Source organism: Streptomyces sp. NBC_01224, assembly GCF_036002945.1.
Taxonomy (GTDB): domain Bacteria; phylum Actinomycetota; class Actinomycetes; order Streptomycetales; family Streptomycetaceae; genus Streptomyces.
The window spans coordinates 2,131,490-2,143,625 of the sequence record NZ_CP108529.1 but is presented as its reverse complement, the minus strand read 5'-3'; the positions used below and the strand labels follow the sequence as shown (position 1 = coordinate 2,143,625).

Here is a 12,136-nt window from a genome sequence, read left to right as displayed (position 1 = left end):
CCGGGAGATGACGCTCGTGCTCAGAACCACCACCCGCACCACGGAGCCGGCACCCGCGCTGCCCGTCCTCCCCACTGGTACCGACCCCCTGCTGCAGCTCCAGGCCGAGACGCGGCCGGTCGACGGCCCCGGGGCGATTCGCTGCGTCGGCCACTCACGCGAACTCGCTCTCGGGGGCATCCCCGTGATGTGCTCCGCCTGCCGTGCCCGACGCGACTGGCTGCTCATCAACCACGGGCGCAACGTCTGGGTCCGCTGCCGGTGCGGCAACCAGTGGCTCGAGCCCGAGATCAGCCGCGCCGACTTCGACGCCCTGGTCGGCGGCCCGCTCGGGACGACCTACCCGAGTGTCGAAGCGGGCTTGGCCGCGCTCGGGTTCGACGGCGTATTCGCCGGCATCTACCTGGAGTAGGCGAGCACCAGACGGAACGCCGAGGGGCGCCACCGGTGATGGGGCTCTTTGAAATCGGCCACCCCATACTCGGCCCACCCCACACATGCTCAGTGGATCTCCCCACCTGTAGCCGCAGCCAAGACTTGAAACCTGCACCTAGGTACAGGTTTACCGTTGAAGGTGCCCCCGCCCTCGGGGGCGTGATGACGGCGATGAGTGATCTGGCGTGGGTGCCCCAGTCCTGCACCCTGCCCACCGAGGAGCGGCCCTTGCGGGTCGCGGAGTGGGATGCGCTGTTGTCCCAGCGGCTGACGTCGCTGTCCCGGCCGCAGCCGCTCCGGCTGCGCCTGGACCTGGGGCGTTGAGGAGCGGGTCCGTGCCCTGGTGGAGCGTGAGAGCGGCTGCTGCTCGTTCTTCACCTTCACCGCCACCCCGGGCGAGGACTTGATCTCTCTGCACATTTCAGTGGACCCGGCGCGCGAGGCGGTCCTGGACGCCCTGGCCGCGCGGACCGCTGCCTCGCAGGAGTCTCCCTGAGCTCGGGCCTGCGCAGCGGGCAGGTCGCCGAGGCGGCCGGGGTGAACGTGTGGACGCTGCGCTACTACGAGCGGCGCGGCCTGCTGGCCGAGCCGGAACGAAGCATGGCGGTCACCGCCTGTGCGGCGAGGAGGCGGTGACCGCGCTGGGGGTGATCAAGGCGGCCCAGCGGCTCGGGTTCACGCTGGAGGAGGTCGCCGAGTTGCTGGAGGCCGGCCGCCACCGCCACGGCTGCCCCGTGGCGGGGCTCCAGGAACGTGCTGCGGCCAAGCTCGCCGAGGTCGACGCGAAGATCGCCGACCTGGCCACCATCCGCACCGCCCTGGTCGCCGCCGACGAGGCGGGCTGCGACAACCTGACCGTGTGCGCGTTCAGCGCCTGCTGTCCCATCGCCTTCACCGAGTTCGCCGAGGAGAACTGCCATGCCGGACCTTGCTGCTGACCACCGCCCCCACCGCGCCCCGAAGGCGCTCGGGGGCCTGGCCGCCTTCGCGTGTGTGGCGCCATGACTTCAGCGGTCCACAGATCTTGACTATTGCTCCGACCGTCCACACAGCGCACAGGCCACGGCAGTCTCCACGCAGGTCTTCCCGGCGCGGAAGTCACTGCCAACGAACATCTCCGGAGAGCCCGGCACGCAGTCATAGAACTTGCTCATGAACGCGTGCGCCTGCTGCTCGGCGCTCTTGGCCGTGGCCTTGTCGGGCAGAGCGTCGGAGAAATGGGCCTGGATTAGCGTGTGTTGCCAGCGATTGGCTTCCCCGATGTGCCGGGTGAGGCGTTCCCACGGAGCGCTGCTGTACCCGATCTTGATGCGGGGTGTGTGTCCTGCGATCTCCAGGACGTAGAGCCGATGTTCACGGTACCCGTGCTCGCGAAGGAAGTCATTGGCGGTGGCGCGGGCGCGGTCCTGGATGCGCAGGGCAAGAACGGGCAGCGGCCTGCTGCCGGCCTCCTGCATGAGCCGTCGGGCCAGGCTGCGGGGCTTCTTGATGATGACGCTCCGCTGCGACGGTGGAGGAGGGGGGATCGGTGCCAGCATGCAGAGATTGTCGCCCAACGACCCTGCGCGGTAGGCGGGTTCGCCGGAACTGCATGCAAAGGAACCTACTCGTCACCTGTAGACGCCCGCCTAGTCGTCGTTCGGCAGGTACCACCCGTGCTCGCGATGCCTGGGCTCTGGTGGGTTCGGGTTCTCGCGGGCATAGGCCTCGTTTGCACGGCGAATCAACTCTGCGTCGTAGCGGTGCAGCTCGTCGTACAGTTTATCCGCTTCAATGACATCCCCAGCGGATACGTAACGCTCTCGCAGCGCCTCGCGTTCGTCTGCGAGTTCCGCGTCGGACAGCGGGCGGAGGCTACCGAGGCCACGCGCGATGGAGTTGAAGATGCCCATGCGTTGATGTTGTCACGCTGGGGGCTACCGCCGCGCTGTTGTCCGCCAATACCGCCTCGAAGGTGCGCGAAAACGCCCGGCTCGCGGCTGCTGAGATCACCCCGTCGAAAGGTCCCATCCACAGCTCTTGACTGTTGTTCCGCGAGCACCAGGGCTGGATCTGGATCGGCGCTGGCGTCATCGCGCTGGGCTTGTATGGGGTGGTGGCCACTTTCCAGTCCGACGACAACTTTGGGCGCATCCTCGCCGTGTACGGCGGGATCTTCGTGGCCGGGTCGATCGCCTGGGGGCATGGTCGCCGATGGCTACCGGCCCGACCGCTGGGACGTGATCGGCGCCCTGGTGTGCCTCGCGGGGATGGCCGTGATCATGTACGCGATCCGTAGCCACTGACCGACCTCGTCCACCGTTTGTCAGCACCCAGCAGGGATGACCTGATCTCCGCTCTGGTGTTCCTCAGTGTCGGACTCACCATGCTCGTTGCCACTCCCCACTCTGTTGAAGCCCTGACCGAGTGGGGCGACGAGCAGCCCTGGCCGTTTTCAAGAGTCCCCATCACCGGCGAATCGGTGGCGCTCCTCGGCGTGCAGGTGAGGGTCAGCCGCGTGCGCTGTCCTTTGACAGCCCGCCCCGGAAGTCACACCCCGGGCATTCGTCCTCACCCTTGACGTGTCCTTCGTACCAGCCGTGGACCGCCGCATGCAGGATGGCCTCCTCTACGGTGGCCTCGCCGCTACGGACCGACTCGATGGCCCGGCCGACGATCAACCCGAGTACGGCGTTGTCGGTCGAGGGGAATGGGGGCGAGGGCATCTGCGAGTCGGGCGTCATGCCCGCAGCCTACGGGCGAGTACCCGCTCGGTCAGTCGGTCGGGGTGGTCTCCTGTCGGGGGGAGCTGTGCAGGTCGCTGCGAAACCCCCAGCCGACCGGCCTCCAGTTCTGGAACGTGGACGGCTTCCAGCGGGGACGGTCCGGCACGCTGTCGTCGTCGGGCGAGGGCAGGCTGCCCCGGCTCTTGCGACTGCGGGTCGCGCCGACGCTGATACCCAGGTGGGCGGCGACCTCCGGGTATCCCCAGAGCCTCTGGTCGTCGGCCATGGTGTCCTCCTTCGTCGGGTCGAGCGTACGCAACGAACGGGTGGACGCACGACGAGGCCGCCCCTGCCTGAGCGGCGTGGGGCGGCCTTCGGCGGTCCTCGTTCAGACCCCGGCGAGCCGGTTGGAGAGGTCGAGGGCGTCGGTCGCGAAGGAGAGGGCGGCGCACAGGCCGGTCACCTCGTACAGGGTCGGGCGGACCAGGCGCGGCCAGTCGTCCGGGGCGGCGGGCCAGGAACCGAGGAGCAACTCGGCAGTGGTCAGCCCCAGGTACGTCGTGACGTCCCAGCCGCTGCGCGATGCGGGCTCCCAGCGCAGTCGGATGCGCCCGAGGGGGAGTCTGGACGTCTCGGCGGCGAGCCAGGTGATGTCGAGGGGGCCGTCGGGGCGGGTGGAGATGCGCTGGAGAAGCGCGCTGTGCACGCCGTGCGGCATGGGGCGCGCCGCGACAGTGTGCAGTGCGAGGCGGGGCGCGGGGCGCGAGAGTGACGAGATGGGAAGCCTCCGTGATGGTAGGGAAGCGATCAGGCCCAGGTGAGGGCGTCGCGCGCCCCCACCGGGAGGTAGTCCTCCTGGCCGTCGTCGGCGATGTACGCCTTGCCGTCGCGGACGACGACCTTGGCCCCCACGAAGTGGGCGAAGGGGAAGTCGGGGTTGACGGCGAGACGGACCGGCAGGTTGGGGTCGAGTTCCTGGAGCTGGCGGAGCAGGTGGCCGACGGTCAGGTACTGGGGCAAGGGAGTCTCCGTGAACGGTGGACATTGACGGGGCTGGTCGGCCCGACGACGGGGAGTCGTCGAGCCGTCGGTGGATGTATGAGCGGAGCCTGATCGGCAGTCAGTACGAGGAGTTGGTGACCAGGGCGGCGAGGAATCCGGCAACGGCCTCGGAGGGGGTGTGGAGACCGAACTCCTGGACCCATGCGTCGCCATCGGCGGGCTGCACCCGGACGTGCCAGACGATGTTGCGCTGCCAGGCCGACGGGTCCTCGGGGAGCCAGCCGACGTAGACACAGCCGTCGGGGCTGGTCGCGTGGACGTTGGCCTCGGGGGTGTCGACGATCGCCCACCCGAGCGCGTCCAGGAGATCGAGCACCGGGCCCGCACCGTGGTCGGCGGAGAGCCAGTGGAGAGCATCCGCTGTGGGGCGGACAACGGCCGGAAGGAGGGTGGCAGAGGTGCTCACGGTTAGATGGGTCCCTTCGTTGACCTGCGGTTTTCCCGACATCCGTACGTTGGCATGCGGCATGCCGAAGTGCGTAGTCGTTTCCCGGCAAGGACGTCTGCCGTGGGCGAACTCGGGGTCGTCGGCAGGTGACGGGAGACCGGGGAATGGACAGGCCACCGCGGTTGTCCTACATGGGTTGCGGTGACGGGCCGCAGGCGAGAGAAGGGGGACAGCGATGGCCGAGGCGAGCAGACACTGGGACGGCGCCGGGTTGGAGCGCAAGATCCGCGCGGCCGGGCGGCCGTGGACCGTGGGCGACATCGCGATGGTCGCCGACGGCCAGTGGGGAGTCGGCGCACAGCCCGACCAGTGGCCGGACGAGGAGACGGTGGAGCGCCGGGTCGCCGAAGGCCGGCGCGTGGAGTTGACGATGGAGGAGCTGGCCCGCGCGGTGGGCCTCCGCGCAGAAGAGGCCCACCGCGACGAGAATCAGAGCTAACCGTTCAACGTCGGGGGCCCGTTGTGGGCGCCGACGGCCCGACGACAGCCGCCGGAGAGGACGGTTCGGGCACGGCCCCCGGGGCGTGCCGCGTCCACCCGGAGCGGGCGACAGCGGCCTGTGCCAGCCGAACCGTCGGCGCCTCAACCTCGGGTGCGGCGGCCTCACGAGCCTCCACCACGCGCCGGATCGCCTGGAGGTACGCACGGCTCTCCGCGTGGGCGACGCGGAGGCTGACCGCCGCTTCGGTGATCCGGTCGAGTTCGTAGAAGTCAGGCACGTACCCATGCCGGGACAGGGCGTGAAGACGGTCCTGGTGGACGGTTACCGCGTTGTCCGTGATAGCCAGGTCCGTTCGGGTGTGCATGGCGCAGCGCAGGAGCGGGTCCTCGCTGGGGCGGCGGACCCCGAGGACCTCAAGAGCTTCGATGGGCTGGCCCCAGGCGTTCTCGATCATGGCTGTGGCCTGGTCGAGCATGGTGGTGGTGGGCATGGTGGAACTCCTGTTGTGCAGGGACGGTCGCGATTGGAGCGCGGCTTGGGGTGGGAGTCAGCGCCCGCGCCGTGGCGCCGGCGAGCTGGCCGGCAGCCGGGCGGAGGTCGCGGGGTGTCCCGTCCGTTTCTGCGCCGCACCCGTGGAGCGGCTCTGGGCGGCCATCACCCGGAGGTCGGCTGCCGTGCGTGGTGCCCGCGCGGCACGGTGTACGGCCTGGGTGACCGCGGTGCGGCGTACGTCCAGCGGAGTCGGAGCGCGCGAGACCTGAGCCTCGGCGATCGGCGTGGCCGAAGCGACAGGGGTCATAGAGACCAGGTGCTGCATACGCCGGTCGACTTGGTGGCGTTCGCGGACCACCGGGGTCGACTTCGCCATCACAGCGGCGGTTGCGGCGATCAAATGGGATGGAGTGCGGGCCGTGAAGGTCGCTTCGGCACGAGTGCCCCAGCCCGGCGGACCAGCCCACAGCTCGACGGTCCTGCGGTCGGAGCCGTAGCCGCGCCGATCGATAAGGATGCCCGCTTGGTCGTCAGGAGCGATGATCTCGACGGTGCCGAGTTCAGCAGCTCCGTCAAGGTTCCAGCCGGCATCGGTCAGCGGCCGGACGGTGTCCCTCCAGGGGACGGTTGGCCCTGTCAAGAAGCGGCCGAGGGTGTCGGAAGCGATGGCTTCGTCGTAGTCCTGGACCAGTGTGGCGGTGAGGCCAGCGACCATCTCGGCCGGGGTGACGTGGTTGAACGTTGCCGTCCAGCGAGGCGCTGAGAAGGCGTCCTCGGCTGCGCTGATCTTCCACAGTTCGAAGTCGTCGCCGAACCAGCCGATCCGAACCGTTGGTCGGGAGAGGTTACGAGGAGCTGGCAGGGGCCCTCATCGAGGTACTGATGAGGCCAGTGGGCGACGGGCGCGAAGCCAGCCTCGCCGGTCCCGTTGGAACCAGCCAGATACATGGGGCTGACCAGTACCTCTTGGTACCGGGTCAGGTCATCAGGGGCGTACATGGTCGAGTCTCCGGAAGCGAAGGAGGAGAACGGATCCGCGTGGGCAGCGGCGGGAGCCGCTGGAGTGCACGCGGATGCCGTGGCGGCGGCGAGTGGCCTCTAGTTCTCACTCCCGTCACCGGCCCCGGCCCGGTGCCGACTGAGCGGTCACGGCCGCCGGCACCCGCGGTTCCGGCTGAGGCGCGTGGCTGAACATGACGTTGGACGCGGCGGCGCTCCGCCGTAGGGCCGCCGCGGTCCGGGCGCTGTCGGCCCCCGCCCCCAGCGGAATACCGACGTGGGTGCGCGTTGCTGCCGCTGGCGCTGTTCCACTTCGCAGCGCGAAGGGCTGGCTCCAGTGCTCGACACTCGCGTAGACGGCCCCCAACGCATGGCCGGCATCGGTGAGCACGTAAGGGTCTCCGTGCCGGGAGCCCGTCCGCGTGACCAGGCCATCGGCCTGAAGCCGGACAAGTCGCTGCCGTGCGAGGCCGTTGTCCAGGCGCGCCGCCTCGGCGATGTGAACGAACCGCATCTGGCCGTCAGCCGAGTCGAGGGCCTGAATCACAGCAGTCGAGTGCCGAAGATGCAAGCGGCGCAGCGCGTCCTCGACACGCTCGGCTTCGGCCATCGGCTCCTGTGTCAGGTGGGTGCGGGACCAGTCCGACACCGTGCGGAGGACGGGGGCCAGAGACGTGCCGAGCGCGCTGAGTCCGTACGGCGCGCCCCGTCGGCCGTCATCGCGGATCACCAGTCCGTCAGCGTGCATCGTGGCCAGCCGTTTGCCGACGAACTGCTCGCTGACGAAGGGGAGCTGCGCAGCGACGTCGCGGACACGCATAGGGCCGTTCACCTGGGCCAGGGTCATCGCGGTCCAGGTGGTCCACTTGGGCCCGATCCGGGCGAGAGCTTCCTCGACGCGCTGGGCATCGATGGAAGCGATGGAGAAGGTGGGAGGCAGGCCGGGGGTAGGCATGGTGGCGTCCTTATCGGGATGAGGTCAGCGTGAGCGGGGAGCCGCGAGGCAGGTCCTGGCGACGGGCGTGGCGGCCGAGTCGGCGAGCGCGCCTGACGTGGTCTGCGTGGTGGTGCGGCCGAGGGCGGCGTACACCCGTGACGTCGTCGCGCGACCATCACGCAGGGCGGCTTCACCCTGCGAAGTGAGTGAGAGGAGCTGGCCGGGCCGATACACGTTCTCGGTGGTGTCCTGATGCAGTAGCCCGTCGGCGACCAGCCGCTGCACGGTCTGCGGGAAGACCGTCGGGTCCTGCCGCTGGGCCTTCTCCCGTGAGATGTACGGGTCCTCGCCGATCGCGTTGCGACGAAAGCGAACGCCTCCGGCCGCAACGGCTTCGAGGGCTACCAGCCCGCGCTCCCCGGCGACGGCCCAGTCGTCGTCCCGGTCGGGCCTCGTCTTCTGCCCGTAGCTCTTGTTGGTCGCGCGTTGAGCAGGCTCAGGCGAGGACAGAAGCCGCCGGTAGGCGGACAGGGGCTCGACGAACTGGCTGTACGCCCGGTCTTGCTGCGCCAGAACGTCTCCGAGTTCGGGGAGTGCGGTCCGCAGCAGCGCGTACGACACCTGGGCGCGGCCGACTTCACCGCGACCGATGCGTTCGAGCAGCCGCTGAGCCCGCTGGACCGCGTCGAGCACGCTCTCGTGTCGCTCGTCCAACGTCGCTGCGGCTTCGATGACGCGCGTAGCGGCCTGGTGCAGCGGCTCCCCCGGACCATGCGCGAGGGCGGGTACGCGGACATCCCCGACACCGAGCACTTCGACGACGAGATAAGGCCCAGGGTGTGTGCCTGCGTCGTACGGGTTCACTCCGTCGCCTCCATCCGGGCGAGCAAGGAGCGGACCAGAGCGGGCAGGCTCCCGGGGTCGTCGCCGAGCCGAGGGCGGTCGCTCGCTTCGCGGAGGAGATCGGCGTCATCGAGCAGACCGCTGGAGATCTCCATGCAGGCGTCGGTGATCCGGGCGGCGGCGAGCAGCGACTGGGAGAGAACCTCGACGTAGTCGTCCGGCGCGAGGCCGGCGGCCTCGGCTGCGTTGCGGGCCGCCTCCAACTCAAGCGCGCTGAAAGCGAAGTCGAACTCGTCGTCCCGCTCGGTCCCGCCGGATGCGGCGACGATCGGGGCGCAAGGCTCCGTAGGGATGCCCACGCGGGTACAGATCTCGTCGACCGAGGAGGTCAGCTCGGCGAACGACTCGGTGAGCCACCCCAGCGCGGAGGCGTAGGAGGCCAGAGCGAACAGGCCCGCCGAACCAGCGGGGCGTGGCTCGGCGACCACGAAGCCCTCGAACCGGTCGTTCAGCCCGGTGATCACGCGGGGCCCAGCGGCCAGCGGACCCAAGACGGGATGCAGGTAGGAGCGGGCGACAGCCGTCGGGTACTCGGCGGCAGGGATGCCGCCGACGTTCTGAGCGGCCTCGGTGAGGAGATCCGCCAGCTCTGAACGGGTGAGCGCAGTACGGTCGTTGGTCATCGCTGGGCGGCCTTTCGGGGGGCAGTGGCCGAGGGCGGCGCTGTTGACGGGGCAGTCGCGCGGCCCGCTGTCGGACGTTCGGCGGTGAGCGTCGAACGAGACCGGGCGGCCTGCACGCGGGCCTCCGTGGCGGAGTCCTGGCCGACCTCTTGCTGGGGGCCGGTCCGCAGGTGGGCCGCGCGGTAGACCGCGTAGTCCTTCCGGCTGCCAACGGCTACGAGGTAGATCTCGCGCTTGTGAGTCGAGGTCGGTGGGGCCTGGCGGAACTGGATGACCAGCCGGTAAGCGACCTCCGGGTCGACGTACACCTTGTGGAAGCCGGCGAGACGGCCCTTCAACGGCAAGCAGTCGTCGCTTCCGTGGACCAGGTTCTGCAGCTCCAGCAAGGCCAAATCGCGTATTCCAGCGGGGAGTTCCCGCAGGTCGGCGATGGCGTCAGGGTGCGCGGCGAAGGCGAAGCGGGCGCGGCTCACAGCAGCCTCCCCTGGACCGCGCGCTGAACCGGTACCGCCGCTGTCGCGCGGGGCGCGTCGAGCCCGGTCTGCGGTGTCGGAGAGGTACCGGCGGACCGGGAGAGGGCGATGCGGGCCCGGACTACAGCACCGTTGTGGTCGCTGTACTCCGGAGGCTCGGGCAGCGGTTCGCTGCGTTCGTCCAGCCAGGTCTGGGCGACGCCGACGTCGGGGAAGGCGCCCTCGCGCATCGTGTACGTGCCGGCATCGTGGTTCCACTCCTCGTAGAAGAGGCGAACCGGTGCCTGGGTGGCCTGGGAGTCGTTGACGAGTGTCCACGCCTCGCTGGGATTGTCGTCGGAGGTGTAGGTGTCGATGCCCTCGTAGCGGGTGCCCGACTTCTGGATCTGCTGTTCCACCTGGACGGTGAGGTCGTCGGCGGGCTCGATGTAGTCGCCACCGCGCAGTGCGATCCGTTCGAGCGGGCAGCCGCGTTCTGCCAGCCAGTTCTGGGCGAAGGACGCCGTGGCGTGGTGACTCGTCTCGAACGTGAACGTGGACTGCCGCAGATCCCGAGCGACCGCGATCGCAACGAGCTGTGGCTCGCCGGGTACCCCCCAGGTGACCGATCGGTCGTGGGCGAGGACGAAGCTGTGTGAACCGTTGGGCTTGGTGTGGTGTTGGGACAGCACCGTCAAGTCGCCAGGCCAGAGGGCCTCCATCGCCTCCTCGGAGTCGTCGTCGACCGGCGAGAGATCGTCGAGGTCGAAGTCGAGGATGTCGTTCACGCCGCCACCCCCGACTGCTCGGGCGCCGGGGTGGCCAGCACCCGGTGATTGGGGCGAGTTGCGCTGGTCGTGCAGGCCGCGAAGGGTCCGTCGGGTGCACGCAGGTGCGCCAGGGTCTGGTCCAGGTGGTCGCGGTGCCAGGTCGACGGGCCGGACAGGCCGGCCTCCGTGTCGGTGAACTGCTGCCAGGCGAGCCAGAGTGCGTGGAGCCGAGCGACGGCCTCGGGGTGTTCGTGCCAGTGCGCGCACCAGGGACGGCTCGTGCTTATCTCCCGGCCGTACACCGGCAGGAAGAGGTAGTTCACCCAGTCGCTGAGTGCAGCGAGTTCGACGGCGTATGCCTCGCCGCCCAGGGCGAGGATGAACACCGAGGCGGGGCCGTCGGCCTTCTTGCCGTCAGCCGCCTCGGCTTCCGGAGTGCCGTCCGGCGGCTGGATGGCGACGGATTCGGGCTCGGAGCCGAGGCGGTCGAGGATGACGCCGTGCTGCCTGACCTCGGCCATGGTCTTGGCGAGGATGCTGGCGAGGTCGTCAAGGTCTGCGTCGGGGACGCGGTACGGCTCGGGGCCGGGGGAGGTCGGGCTGGTGTCGGCCATGGGGGTGTGCTCCATCTGTGAGACGGCGACATGCCCGAGAGGATCCGGAGAATCAGCGATTTGGTCCGGCCGGAAGAACGCGGTAGTGGGGCGCTATCGGTCGGCGCAGCGGGGACAGCGGGGAAAGGGTGGGGCCAGCAACTGCAAGGCACGCGCAGCCTGTTGTGGGACGACGCCGTTGCCGAGCGCGGTGAGCTGCGCTGGACGGCCGAGCCCTGGAGTCGCGGTGACCCAGCCGGCGTCGAGGCCCTGCATCCACTCCACGAAGTCCGCGCGGAGCCGACCGGCCGCGTCCGTGGGAGCCGGGGCAGGACGGGTGAGCCTCTCCCATCGGGTGATGGCGGATCCGTACGCTCCCCATCGCCTGTCCGCGCCCCCGCCTCCGGCGTCTCCTCCGCCCAGAGGGGCAGGACCACCGCTGACAAGGGAGGCCGCCATCCCTTCCCGGGGCGGCGGCCCGGGGTGCCCGTGTCGCTGGCCCTCGGCGTCGGCAACAGAGACGCCGCGGCACTGGGCAGGGTCATGTCGCCATTGCCGTGCCGCTGGTTCGGCGAACCCTTGATTCCGTCCGACGCCTTCGGGGTCGGCAGCAGCAGCCACTCGACCTCGTCGGCCAGGTTCGGACCGTGCCCCCCGCTCTTCCGCTTCGACGGATGCTGCGAGCCGCCGTTCTTCCCGATGTTGCTGGTCGGCGTCTTCAGCAGGGTGGCCGGCGGGCCATGCGGCGAGGAAGGTCCGCTCGCGGCGGTGCGGGGCCCCGACGTCGGAGGCGCGAAGCACGAGCCACTTCGCGTCGTACCCGAGGTCGGCCAGGGATCCGAGTACGGCACCGAGTGCCCGCAGAGCAGGCTGACCTGCGGTGTCTCCCAGACACCACGGGCAGAGTTCCACGTCGCCAGGGGAACCGGCGGGGGAGGTGAGGAGGCCGCGCACATTCTCGATCACAACCAGGCAGGGTCGGAGGGCATCGACCGCACGGGCGACGTGCAGCCAGAGCCCGGAGCGGGTCTGGGCGTTGAGTCCGGCCCGGCGGCCGGCGACGGAAACGTCTTTGACAGGGGAAGCCGGCCGTCAGGACGCACACCCGAGGAGCGGCGGACCAGTCGACGGCGGTGATATCACCCAAGTTCGGGACGCCGGGCCAGTGGCGGGCCAGGATGCGCGCGACGTTCGGGTCGACCTCAGCGTGCCAGGCCAGCGTGCCGCCGATGGCGGCCTGCACTCCCAGGTCGAGACCGCCGTACCCCGAGCAGA

The 12,136-nt window shown here is 69.8% G+C and carries 20 protein-coding genes and 4 pseudogenes; 7 read left to right on the top strand and 17 right to left on the bottom strand.

Going from position 1 to position 12,136, the window contains the following annotated elements:
• The first annotated feature begins 7 nt into the window (after window positions 1-7).
• From OG609_RS09005 to OG609_RS08985, 5 genes are all read left to right on the top strand, one after another.
• On the top strand, window positions 8-412 hold the full coding sequence (locus OG609_RS09005) for a hypothetical protein (RefSeq protein ID WP_327272332.1): 405 nt from the start codon (window positions 8-10) through the stop codon (window positions 410-412).
• A gap of 194 nt (window positions 413-606) precedes the next feature.
• On the top strand, window positions 607-759 hold the full coding sequence (locus tag OG609_RS09000) for a hypothetical protein (RefSeq protein ID WP_234308088.1): 153 nt from the start codon (window positions 607-609) through the stop codon (window positions 757-759).
• 19 nt (window positions 760-778) lie between these two features.
• Window positions 779-931, top strand: coding sequence for a hypothetical protein (locus tag OG609_RS08995; RefSeq protein WP_327272331.1), 153 nt, complete (start codon window positions 779-781; stop codon window positions 929-931).
• Window positions 932-972: 41 nt separating this feature from the next.
• Entirely contained in the window at window positions 973-1,071 is a 99-nt protein-coding gene (locus OG609_RS08990) for a hypothetical protein (RefSeq protein ID WP_327272330.1), read from the top strand.
• A complete protein-coding gene (locus tag OG609_RS08985) occupies window positions 1,068-1,373 on the top strand; it encodes a MerR family DNA-binding protein (protein WP_327272329.1) in 306 nt (101 codons plus the stop codon). The genes OG609_RS08990 and OG609_RS08985 overlap by 4 nt, the downstream gene beginning before the upstream one ends.
• Window positions 1,374-1,463: 90 nt before the next feature.
• Here OG609_RS08985 and OG609_RS08980 read toward each other — a convergent pair whose 3' ends face one another.
• Window positions 1,464-1,973, bottom strand: coding sequence for a hypothetical protein (locus OG609_RS08980; RefSeq protein ID WP_327272328.1), 510 nt, complete (start codon window positions 1,971-1,973; stop codon window positions 1,464-1,466).
• Window positions 1,974-2,063: 90 nt separating this feature from the next.
• Window positions 2,064-2,327 carry a hypothetical protein gene (locus tag OG609_RS08975; RefSeq protein WP_327272327.1) on the bottom strand — a complete coding sequence of 88 codons (264 nt, stop codon included), beginning with the start codon at window positions 2,325-2,327 and terminating at the stop codon, window positions 2,064-2,066.
• Window positions 2,328-2,467: 140 nt separating this feature from the next.
• On the opposite strand from OG609_RS08975, the pseudogene OG609_RS08970 reads away from it, so the two are divergent.
• Window positions 2,468-2,720: pseudogene (locus OG609_RS08970) on the top strand (YnfA family protein); the annotation flags it as partial.
• A gap of 204 nt (window positions 2,721-2,924) precedes the next feature.
• Here the strand turns inward: OG609_RS08970 and OG609_RS08965 are convergent.
• The 5 genes from OG609_RS08965 to OG609_RS08945 form a co-directional block, all read right to left on the bottom strand.
• Window positions 2,925-3,158, bottom strand: a complete 234-nt coding sequence (locus OG609_RS08965; RefSeq protein WP_327272326.1) for a hypothetical protein — start codon at window positions 3,156-3,158, stop codon at window positions 2,925-2,927.
• 31 nt (window positions 3,159-3,189) lie between these two features.
• Complete coding sequence (locus OG609_RS08960; RefSeq protein ID WP_327272325.1) at window positions 3,190-3,426, bottom strand: MarR family transcriptional regulator; 237 nt, start codon at window positions 3,424-3,426, stop codon at window positions 3,190-3,192.
• Between the two features lie 102 nt (window positions 3,427-3,528).
• Window positions 3,529-3,846, bottom strand: coding sequence for an esterase (locus OG609_RS08955; protein ID WP_327272324.1), 318 nt, complete (start codon window positions 3,844-3,846; stop codon window positions 3,529-3,531).
• Window positions 3,847-3,947: 101 nt separating this feature from the next.
• The gene (locus OG609_RS08950) at window positions 3,948-4,160 is read right to left on the bottom strand and encodes a hypothetical protein (RefSeq protein WP_129826083.1); all 213 of its coding nucleotides are present in this window, start codon (window positions 4,158-4,160) and stop codon (window positions 3,948-3,950) included.
• 100 nt (window positions 4,161-4,260) lie between these two features.
• Window positions 4,261-4,608, bottom strand: coding sequence for a DUF317 domain-containing protein (locus OG609_RS08945; protein WP_327272323.1), 348 nt, complete (start codon window positions 4,606-4,608; stop codon window positions 4,261-4,263).
• A gap of 217 nt (window positions 4,609-4,825) precedes the next feature.
• Here OG609_RS08945 and OG609_RS08940 point away from each other — a divergent pair, with 217 nt between their 5' ends.
• Window positions 4,826-5,089: a hypothetical protein gene (locus OG609_RS08940; RefSeq protein WP_327272322.1), complete on the top strand. Its 264-nt coding sequence runs from the start codon at window positions 4,826-4,828 to the stop codon at window positions 5,087-5,089.
• Window positions 5,090-5,093: 4 nt separating this feature from the next.
• Here OG609_RS08940 and OG609_RS08935 read toward each other — a convergent pair whose 3' ends face one another.
• From OG609_RS08935 to OG609_RS08890, 10 genes and pseudogenes are all read right to left on the bottom strand, one after another.
• On the bottom strand, window positions 5,094-5,582 hold the full coding sequence (locus OG609_RS08935) for a hypothetical protein (RefSeq protein ID WP_327272321.1): 489 nt from the start codon (window positions 5,580-5,582) through the stop codon (window positions 5,094-5,096).
• A 57-nt stretch (window positions 5,583-5,639) separates the two neighbouring features.
• Window positions 5,640-6,583, bottom strand: a pseudogene (locus tag OG609_RS08930) (DUF317 domain-containing protein).
• 115 nt (window positions 6,584-6,698) lie between these two features.
• Window positions 6,699-7,538 (bottom strand): winged helix-turn-helix transcriptional regulator, encoded by an 840-nt coding sequence (locus tag OG609_RS08925; RefSeq protein WP_327272320.1) that lies wholly within the window; start codon window positions 7,536-7,538, stop codon window positions 6,699-6,701.
• 24 nt (window positions 7,539-7,562) lie between these two features.
• On the bottom strand, window positions 7,563-8,384 hold the full coding sequence (locus OG609_RS08920) for a large ATP-binding protein (RefSeq protein ID WP_327272319.1): 822 nt from the start codon (window positions 8,382-8,384) through the stop codon (window positions 7,563-7,565).
• Window positions 8,381-9,046, bottom strand: a complete 666-nt coding sequence (locus OG609_RS08915; RefSeq protein WP_327272318.1) for a hypothetical protein — start codon at window positions 9,044-9,046, stop codon at window positions 8,381-8,383. The genes OG609_RS08920 and OG609_RS08915 overlap by 4 nt, the downstream gene beginning before the upstream one ends.
• Complete coding sequence (locus OG609_RS08910) at window positions 9,043-9,519, bottom strand: type II toxin-antitoxin system RelE family toxin (protein WP_327272317.1); 477 nt, start codon at window positions 9,517-9,519, stop codon at window positions 9,043-9,045. The genes OG609_RS08915 and OG609_RS08910 overlap by 4 nt, the downstream gene beginning before the upstream one ends.
• Window positions 9,516-10,286, bottom strand: coding sequence for a glycosyl hydrolase (locus OG609_RS08905; RefSeq protein ID WP_327272316.1), 771 nt, complete (start codon window positions 10,284-10,286; stop codon window positions 9,516-9,518). Before OG609_RS08905 ends, OG609_RS08910 begins: the two co-directional genes overlap by 4 nt.
• Window positions 10,283-10,882, bottom strand: a complete 600-nt coding sequence (locus OG609_RS08900; RefSeq protein WP_327272315.1) for a DUF4913 domain-containing protein — start codon at window positions 10,880-10,882, stop codon at window positions 10,283-10,285. Before OG609_RS08900 ends, OG609_RS08905 begins: the two co-directional genes overlap by 4 nt.
• A gap of 93 nt (window positions 10,883-10,975) precedes the next feature.
• Window positions 10,976-11,881, bottom strand: a pseudogene (locus OG609_RS08895) (DNA cytosine methyltransferase); the annotation flags it as partial.
• A gap of 121 nt (window positions 11,882-12,002) precedes the next feature.
• Window positions 12,003-12,104: pseudogene (locus OG609_RS08890) on the bottom strand (DNA cytosine methyltransferase); the annotation flags it as partial.
• Between the last annotated feature and the right edge of the window lie 32 nt (window positions 12,105-12,136).